This window comes from Desulfosporosinus sp. I2 (genome assembly GCF_000960765.1).
Lineage (GTDB): Bacteria > Bacillota > Desulfitobacteriia > Desulfitobacteriales > Desulfitobacteriaceae > Desulfosporosinus.
The window spans coordinates 1-8,447 of the sequence record NZ_JYNH01000183.1; the positions used below are offsets into that span (position 1 = coordinate 1).

Below are 8,447 nucleotides of genomic sequence, written 5' to 3' on the forward strand. Positions count from 1 at the left end.
AGCGCATCACTCAAAAAAAGGGGATCCTCGTGTTATTGGTTCGATTGCCTATTTATTACCATTGACCTCTACAATAGTCTTGATCTTGCTAGGCGGAAAGCAAGTAAGTTATGTTACTATCATTGCTATGTTATTAATTATTATGGGGGCAGTTATTGGGTCGTTAGACCTCTTACGCCCCCTGGAGGAAAACAGAGAAAACATAAAAGTTACTATGGAAGAAGGATAGGGATAACAACTATTTACATTTTTAGGTGTGCGGGGAAATAAATTTCTTTTATATTGTCAGATCGTTATTTTTGATTATGATCTGACAATTTTTTCTTTGATTTTTTACAATAGCAGGAGAAATGAGGGAAAATGTGGAAGACATACAAGGCGTTATTAAAGTTTGTAATTGTTTAGTTCAAAAAAAATAAATTGCCAATTGAAGCGGACAATTTCTATTCAATAAATACGTTAGAGCATATCTTTAGATTTATTATCACTTAAGCATGTTTAAAAATCAACCTTTAAATATTGAACACAATTAAATTTCTTAACTATTAGTGGGGGGATGCTCTGAGAGCTTAACACCAGCGAGAAGATTGTTGCTTAAATAAAGTTTTCTTAATAAATCTATTATGACAAACATGTGTCGCTCAATTTTTGCCATAAATTACATATTGGGGTAGAGTAGAAGAAAAGAGAAATTAAGGGAGTTTGAGATGGATGATTTAAAACATACAGAAAGGTTATTAAACCTTGTGTATATGATACAGAATTCTCCTGGAATTCAAGCAAGAGAATTAGCTAAGATATTTGGGAGGACAACTCGGACTATTCAGAGGGATATTTGTAACCTTCGAAAAGCGGGATTTAGCATTACTTCATCAACCGGAGCCGCCGGAGGATTTGCATCGAGGGGTTCTTATTACTTAAAGCCTCTTGTTTTTACGGGTGCGGAGGCTTTGGCTGTATTTGTTGCCTCACGAGTGTTATTAGAACAGAATGGATTTCCATATACAAACGATTTGAAGTCAGCCTTAGGAAAGATCTCTCAAGTGATTTGCGAGAAGGATGAGCAATTCTTTCAAAGCTTGGAACCCAAGACCAGTGTTGTAATTAAACAGATGAAAGATTATTACCCATGGGAGAAAATCTTTTCACAAATTAATCAAGCAATTTTAGATCAAGTAACTGTTGAAATTAATTATGACTCATATTCTAGCCACACTGTTTCAGTTAGAAGAGTAAACCCGTATCACATGTTGTTTCGTGAAGGTTGTTGGTATCTTATTGGTTTTTGCCAACTGCGTAAAGAAATTCGTATTTTCCGCATTGATCGGATAAGGAACTTAGATATATTAAACACTAAATTTCAAATTGCTAGTGAGTTTTGTCTTGAAGACTTCTTCAAAAATAGTTGGTATTTGGGTAAAGGCAATCCAATAATCGTAAAAGTACGTTTCAATCCACCTGTGTCGAGGCTGATCAGAGAAAATATCTGGCATCCTACGCAGAAAATTGAGGAGTTAGAGGGAGATAGCCTTATCTTGACTGTTTGCGTTGAGGGAACATGGGAAATCAAAAAGTGGATTCTAAGCTGGGGTGCTGGGGCTGTATGTTTGGAGCCGGAGGAGTTGAGGGAGGAGATAAGGAGGGAGGTGCAAGAGCTGTTGGCTAAATACTACGATAATGCTTGAGAAAATTGGAACTGAATTTTATAAACATAACTTTCAGATAGAGATTTGAAGATTAATGGCGTACTGTATTATCCGATATCATTTGGGTTTACGGGACTGATCTAGTCAAAAGTAAGAAGAGTTTCTTTTAATTGAAAGATTTAGATTTGTATGAAGAAGTAGGTTTTTCGGAAACAAGTATTTGTAACTCAACTTACGGTCGCGACCGAGTTGACAAAATAAGCAATTCATGCAGATGCTAATCCTAGTCTGTGCTTCATAAGTCTTGGAAGTATGTTCATGAAATCAGTAAAAATCTTATCAATCATTATCTTGGAGAGGAAAGGAATATCACGAATCGTGACATAAATAAGTTCACGATAAGTAAAAACGCCACTCTAAACTCAATTTAATTAATCTCATCACAGAACTCATAAAGCATCCCTCGATGAGCCTTACTTTCCTGATTTTCCCTGGTTTCAAACACTTAATATCATTGAAACAAAGGAGGATTTTTATGGTTCGATTGTCTTACCCTATTGAAATGGAGATAGCCGGCAATACCGCAATGTGGACAAGACCGGATACCGGTGACTGTCCGGTCAGCTATCCAGCTCCAACATATTCTGCTGCCAAGGCTATTTTTGAATCTGTTTTATGGGGGCCGGATGTAGAAATAATCCCCACAAAAGTGGAGTTGTGTGCGCCCATACAATACCACTCCTATTGCACAAACTATGGAGGACCTTTGCGAAAACCAAAATTGATTAAAGAGGGAAACAACTATCAGTTGTATGCTACCGTGTTAATTGATGTCTGTTATAAACTGTACGCAGAAGTTGTTTCAAATAAAGAAAAAAGCAGATTGCCGGAAAGTGCTGTGCAGTGGGATAAAAAAACGACCTCACCCGGTCATGCTTATCAAAGCATTTTTGAAAGACGACTTAAACGAGGTCAGTGCTACTCCATTCCGGCATTGGGATGGAAAGAGTTCACTCCCTCATATTTTGGCGAATTTCGTGACTCAACACAGGTGCTGTCTGATTTGCTTCCAGTAATCATACCATCCATGCTTAGACAGGTCTTTTCCAAGGGATATGCTTCTCCTGTTTCCTATGAATACGACAAAGACCTTATCATTCAAGATGGCGTGCTTGAATATCAAAAACGGGGGAAATACGATGCTGAATGAATTGTATAGTTTGTCTGGCACTTTGGAAAGCAAAGGTATCCCCACTAAGGAGTGGCATGATAAATACAAAGAATTGCCTAAGGTTACTTCAAAAACTCCCTGTATCAGAATATGGATTACCAAGGATGGATCGATCTGTGAGCTTGAAAGTATAAGTGCAGAGCTTGCACAGTCGATAAGAAAGTTCGGAAATTTTCAAGGAACTTTTCCTGCCTTCAATATTGCTCCACTATACCGTATTATCGATGAGAAGCATATTTTGGAGCTGGAACGTTTTGAAAAAGATCACACAGCGCTCGACTTGGATAAAATCAGATTATGGTGCACTACTGGTAATTGGAATATCGGGCTTGTCAAAAAGGTGAAAAGGTGTTTACATGATATTCCCCTAAACCTGATGAAATTAATCAGTAGCCCGGAACAGTCGGAGAGTGCTCTTATCTCAGAGTTGGTACATTTGGCGAACGGTTTTTCGGACAAACCAGAAAAAAGTTTCAGAGCGGCTTTGGAGAAATGTATTTTCATAAAGCTTCAAAAACAAGAGGACATTAGTATAGCGCTTGCCATACTGTTCCATAAGGGAAACCCCAAAAAAACATCTATAAATGATACAGGTCCATCGTTGTCAGTTGTATTGGATCTATTTGATTGGCGGCAGTATGGGTATCCCGTCGCCAGCGAACAAACTACCGAATGGATAAATAATAGGTTGTTGATATCTGCTGGATCTGGGTTTTCTAACCTGTCTGCAGAAGTTGAAAAGGATGCTTTCGGAATACCTTTCGATAAAGTAGGCGAACCTATGAAAACTATGCCAAGCGTGAAACTCAACGGATTTGACGTAATCCTGCGTTCAATGTTCAACGGGTATCCTTGCCAGAAGCGTTATAATAAGATAGATGATGCTTCTTATCCCATCGCAAAGGAAAACCGTTCGCTTGTCAAGAAATCACTTGAATGGGTAGCCGACTCTAAGAGAGAAGGAGTTACATGGCGAAAAGTTGATAAGAATGAAATCGTATTTGTATACCCCTCTAAATTACCTGAAGTTCCAGCAAAATTCGCTTCGATTTTCGGTTCAAATCAAGTAGAAAATTCTGCGCAAACGGAAGCACGGTTCGAGATCGTTTCAAAAGAATTTATTAAGGCCCTTAGAGGCTTTTCTGCGCAAGAGAAACCGGATTTTATTCAAATTTTCACAATTCGAAAGATGGACAAAGCTCGGTCAAAGGTGATTTTTACCCGAAATTGCTCACCGGAGCAGCTTATCAGAGCGGCAGAAAACTGGGAGATTGGCTGCAGCAATATTCCGGGGAATGACCTTGGAGAGAGGATAATTCCTTTTCCGCTGCATGTGGCTCGAATCGTTAATAATGTTTGGAAACAAAATGGTGAGTTGGCACAAGGCCAAACTGCAGTTGAACGGATGAAATACTATCAAGGGATGGAGTTGCTGCTCGACATTATGCAGGAAAGCATGATTTGCAATTACCTCCATATCCTGCTAACAAACTCATCGGGATTGGTAAACTGTCTTGGTAATTGGGTACATGGCGGATCAAAATGCAAGGATAAGACCGCAGAGAAAAACTTAGAAAAGCTGAAAAGAGAAACCGTCTTGTTGCTGTCCGTTCTTGGACTGCTGCTTGATAAAAACGATGACCGAAAGGAGAAGTACATGGAAAACATGGCGTATTTAGTCGGACAGCTATTAAAAATATCCGACGAGCTTCATACATTGTACTGCAAAGTTGTTCGGAGCGGGGATGTTCCGCCACAACTTGCAGGCAGCGCGCTGTTTGTGTCAGCCGGTGAGACACCGCATCAGGCAATCACACAATTATCCCTTCGTATGAACCCTTATATAACATGGGCAAAGCAATACCGTTTTAAGAATATGAAGGATGAAGGAAGAGAAAGTTGGAAAGCGGCTTGGTATCTTAAGCTATTTGAAGATGTCGCAAACAAGTTGAGTTTATTAATAGCAGACACAACAAGGTTTAGCGATTTTGAAAAGGCTCAACTTTTCATTGGCTATCTTGCATCGTTCCCTAAAAGTGAACCATCGGCAATTACCACAGATAACAACAATAATGATAATAGTATTGGAGGGTCTAATAATGAACAGTGAAATCAATCGCGCAACCGGTCTTTTGGTAATTGAAGTTGTAAACTCAAATGCGAACGGCGACCCAGATAGAGAGAGCGACCCTCGCCAGCGTCCAAATGGCATTGGTGAAATTTCACCTGTTTCCTTCAAACGCAAGTTGCGCGATTTATTGGAGGATCACGACAGTGCGTTTTATAAGAGCCTCCCTGAGGTTTATGTTAAAGACACGGATCATTACAATATTTTGGAATCGCGCGGTCGTGATAGAAAGTCCATTCAAGGCGAGATGTCCAATGATATTAAGAACTTTGACCAGACGAAGTTTTTGACCAGTACTTTTGTGCAGAAGTATTGGGACGCAAGAGTTTTTGGGAATACATTTTTGGAAGAAGGTGCAAATAAAGGTTTCATTAAAACCGGTGTTGTTCAATTTGGCGTTGGCGCATCTATTTCGCCTGTCAATATCATTCGCCACACCAATACGAACAAAGCCGGCGTACAAGAAGGCAAAAACGCTGGTATGGCACCGTTGGCTTTCCGAATTGTGGAACATGGTGTTTACTGTATGCCGTTTTTCGTAAATCCCAATTTTGCCGGCAAGACAGGTTGCACGGATAAAGACATCGACTTATTGAAACTGCTGATTCCGAAAGCGTATGATTTGAATCGTTCCGCCATTCGCACAGATGTACGCATTCGGCATGCTTGGTATATTGAGCATCTGAATGCTCTTGGCAGTTGCCCTGATTTTATGCTATTTGAAGCACTTACCCCAAAACGTTTTGGCGATGCGACTGTTGCGTCTACGACTTGGGCTGACTATGAGGACAAAACCGCTCTGCCGAAGGAATTGATAGGAAAGGTAAGCTCGGTAACTGACTTGATGCTGAAATGATTTACTTAGCACACAGTAAAAAAGGAAATATCCCCGAACAGGAATACTCGGCACATATTCGTGGTGTAAGCTCGCTTGCCCGCGAATATGTACGAGATATGGTCAGTTATTCGAAATACGATAAAGCATTGCTATCGCAAGTGGTAGAAAAAGCATCTGCATATCACGATATGGGCAAGTTAAATAGAGACAACCAAGATGTGCTTTCAGGGAAAATATCGTCAAAGTCTCTTCCGCGAAATCATGTCGATGCAGGAGCGGCTCATTTTTTGAATGACAAGTACTTTTTCGCAGTCTCTGCCGCTGCGATACAGGCTCATCACATTGGTTTTCCAGATTTTTCTGCTGAAATGAATAAGGGCGATGCAATCTTTCGGGATGTTTCCATTGCTTCTGATGTAGATAGGGAGTTACCGGAATTAGAAGCAATTCATGACAAGCTCATAGAAAGTCACTTCAAATACGCCGAGGAAGAAATTAATGGAAATCGTTCGGTTTTCTTTCGGATGCTCTTATCATGCATCGCTGATGCTGATCACACCAATACCGCCATTAACTACCATAAATATCCAATTAATGCGAAAACCATTCCGTTGCGTCCGGCCGAGCGACTTAAACAATTAGACCGTCGTGTTGCTGAGTTACAGCTAAAAGGGGCCAATGACGAAAGAAATGCGCTAAGAAACGAAATGTATCATGCGTGTCGAGATGTAGACATTGATTCCGATATAAGTTCTTGTGATAGCCCGGTAGGCTCCGGAAAGACAACGGCAGTCATGGCTCATCTGCTTGCACTAGCGGAAAAGCGCGGACTACGGCGTATCTTTGTGGTACTGCCATTTACTAATATCATTAAACAATCAGTTGAGACCTATCGAGATATGCTCGTTTTGCCAGGTGAAAACGCTGATGAGGTTGTAGCGGAGCTGCACCACCGTGCAGATTTTGAAAGTGAAGATACAAGATACCTAACTGCACTTTGGCGTGCACCAATTATTGTGACAACTGCTGTAGCTTTTTTTGAAACGCTTGCATCAAATTCCACCGCAACGCTGCGTCGCTTACACGAATTGCCCGGAAGTGCCATATTCGTGGATGAGGCTCATGCCGCTTTGCCGGCTAGCCTTCTTCCGATTGCTTGGAAGTGGATCAATATTTATGCCACAGAGTGGAATTGCTACTGGGTACTGGCATCCGGTTCGCTGAATCGGTTTTGGACAATCCCCAAAATATCTGATGCAAACAATTCCAACAGTGTACCGGAAATCATCGATGACGAACTACGCAACCGACTGTCGGTCTATGAAAACCGTAGGATTTCCTATCATAGCGATTTATGCCCAAAAGGCACAACGGAGCTCGCTGACTGGATTGTTGGTTTTCCTGGCCCGCGACTAGTCATAATGAACACCGTTCAGAGCGCTGCTGTATTAGCAGATTTTTTTGCGGAGAACTTTGGGCGTGAATGTGTAGAACACTTATCTACTGCGTTGACTTCAAATTACCGTGAAGATACACTTAACCGAGTAATTAAGCGTTTGAAAAATAAAGAAGATACCGACTGGACTCTCGTTGCAACATCATGTGTTGAAGCCGGTGTAAACCTATCTTTCAGAAATGGATTTCGGGAGCTCGGCTCACTTGTGTCGCTATTGCAAGCTTCGGGTCGTGTAAACCGAGAAGGCATTCATGGAGATTCGGAAATGTGGACATTCTGCATCTCGGAAGACGGAATGATAAAGCTTAATCCGGGATTGAAACAATCCGCAGCTGTTCTTAAAGGATATTTTGAGAGAAATAGAACAATTGAGCCAGAGTTAAGCACGCAATCCATTTCTGATGAAATTGCACTATATGGACTATCCGGAAAGCATAAAAAGCTGATTTCCGCCGAAGAGGTGCAGAATTTTCCTCAGGTAGAACATGACTTCAAGGTAATTGACACCGATACGCGTCTTGTCGTTGTTGATTCAACTGTAGCAGATCGCTTGCAATATGGAAAAGTCGATTGGAGAGAACTGCAAAAAGTCTCAGTTCAAATAGCCAAATATAAGTTGGACGAACTGAGAACGCCTATGATAATGGATAATGTATACAGGTGGAATCTTGACTACGATGATTTTCTCGGCTACATGGCAGGCATTGTGAAATTGAAGAAGTATAGTGGTGGAGTCATCATAATTTAATTTGTTGTAGACTGAAGAGCGCCTTTCTGCCATTGCAACAGTGGTGGATGGACTACCGGAAGGCAACATGGAGCGCAAGAAGGATCGAAACCATTTGCGAAACGGCTATTTGAGACCTGTAAGATACTTCGATCAAGCCATCAATTCGTACCTGCGATGCCCTTGAGGATAGTAGCAAAACAATGGCGATAATGTCTCATCTATTACGTGTTGCTACGGAATGAAGTCAAGAATTACGCCATATCATTGTTGTACTTTCTATTACCAAGTAGTTGTTATTTATCGAAAAGCGATGGAGTTAGAAGGCGAGAGCCCGGAAGATGTCGTAGCCGAACATCATCAACAGACCGATTTGATGATTTAGAACGGCGCCAACTTGCTAATCTCTCGAAGACTCCAA

General features: G+C 41.0%; 6 protein-coding genes. All 6 read left to right on the plus strand.

All coding sequences use genetic code 11. The annotated features are described in order from the left end of the window. Positions 1–229, plus strand: a 229-nt coding sequence (locus UF75_RS29455; RefSeq protein WP_045576936.1) for a hypothetical protein, incomplete at its 5' end; no start/stop codon positions are given. A 478-nt stretch (positions 230–707) separates the two neighbouring features. Then, the gene (locus tag UF75_RS26595) at positions 708–1,685 is read left to right on the plus strand and encodes a WYL domain-containing protein (protein ID WP_052693567.1); all 978 of its coding nucleotides are present in this window, start codon (positions 708–710) and stop codon (positions 1,683–1,685) included. Positions 1,686–2,181: 496 nt separating this feature from the next. Further along, a complete protein-coding gene (gene cas5 / locus UF75_RS23420; RefSeq protein WP_045576937.1) occupies positions 2,182–2,856 on the plus strand; it encodes a CRISPR-associated protein Cas5 in 675 nt (224 codons plus the stop codon). Next, positions 2,846–4,987 carry a hypothetical protein gene (locus UF75_RS23425; protein WP_045576938.1) on the plus strand — a complete coding sequence of 714 codons (2,142 nt, stop codon included), beginning with the start codon at positions 2,846–2,848 and terminating at the stop codon, positions 4,985–4,987. The genes cas5 and UF75_RS23425 overlap by 11 nt, the downstream gene beginning before the upstream one ends. Then, the gene (locus tag UF75_RS23430) at positions 4,977–5,861 is read left to right on the plus strand and encodes a type I CRISPR-associated protein Cas7 (RefSeq protein WP_045576939.1); all 885 of its coding nucleotides are present in this window, start codon (positions 4,977–4,979) and stop codon (positions 5,859–5,861) included. The genes UF75_RS23425 and UF75_RS23430 overlap by 11 nt, the downstream gene beginning before the upstream one ends. Beyond that, the gene (locus UF75_RS23435) at positions 5,858–8,047 is read left to right on the plus strand and encodes a DEAD/DEAH box helicase (protein WP_045576940.1); all 2,190 of its coding nucleotides are present in this window, start codon (positions 5,858–5,860) and stop codon (positions 8,045–8,047) included. Before UF75_RS23430 ends, UF75_RS23435 begins: the two co-directional genes overlap by 4 nt. Positions 8,048–8,447: the final 400 nt, after the last annotated feature.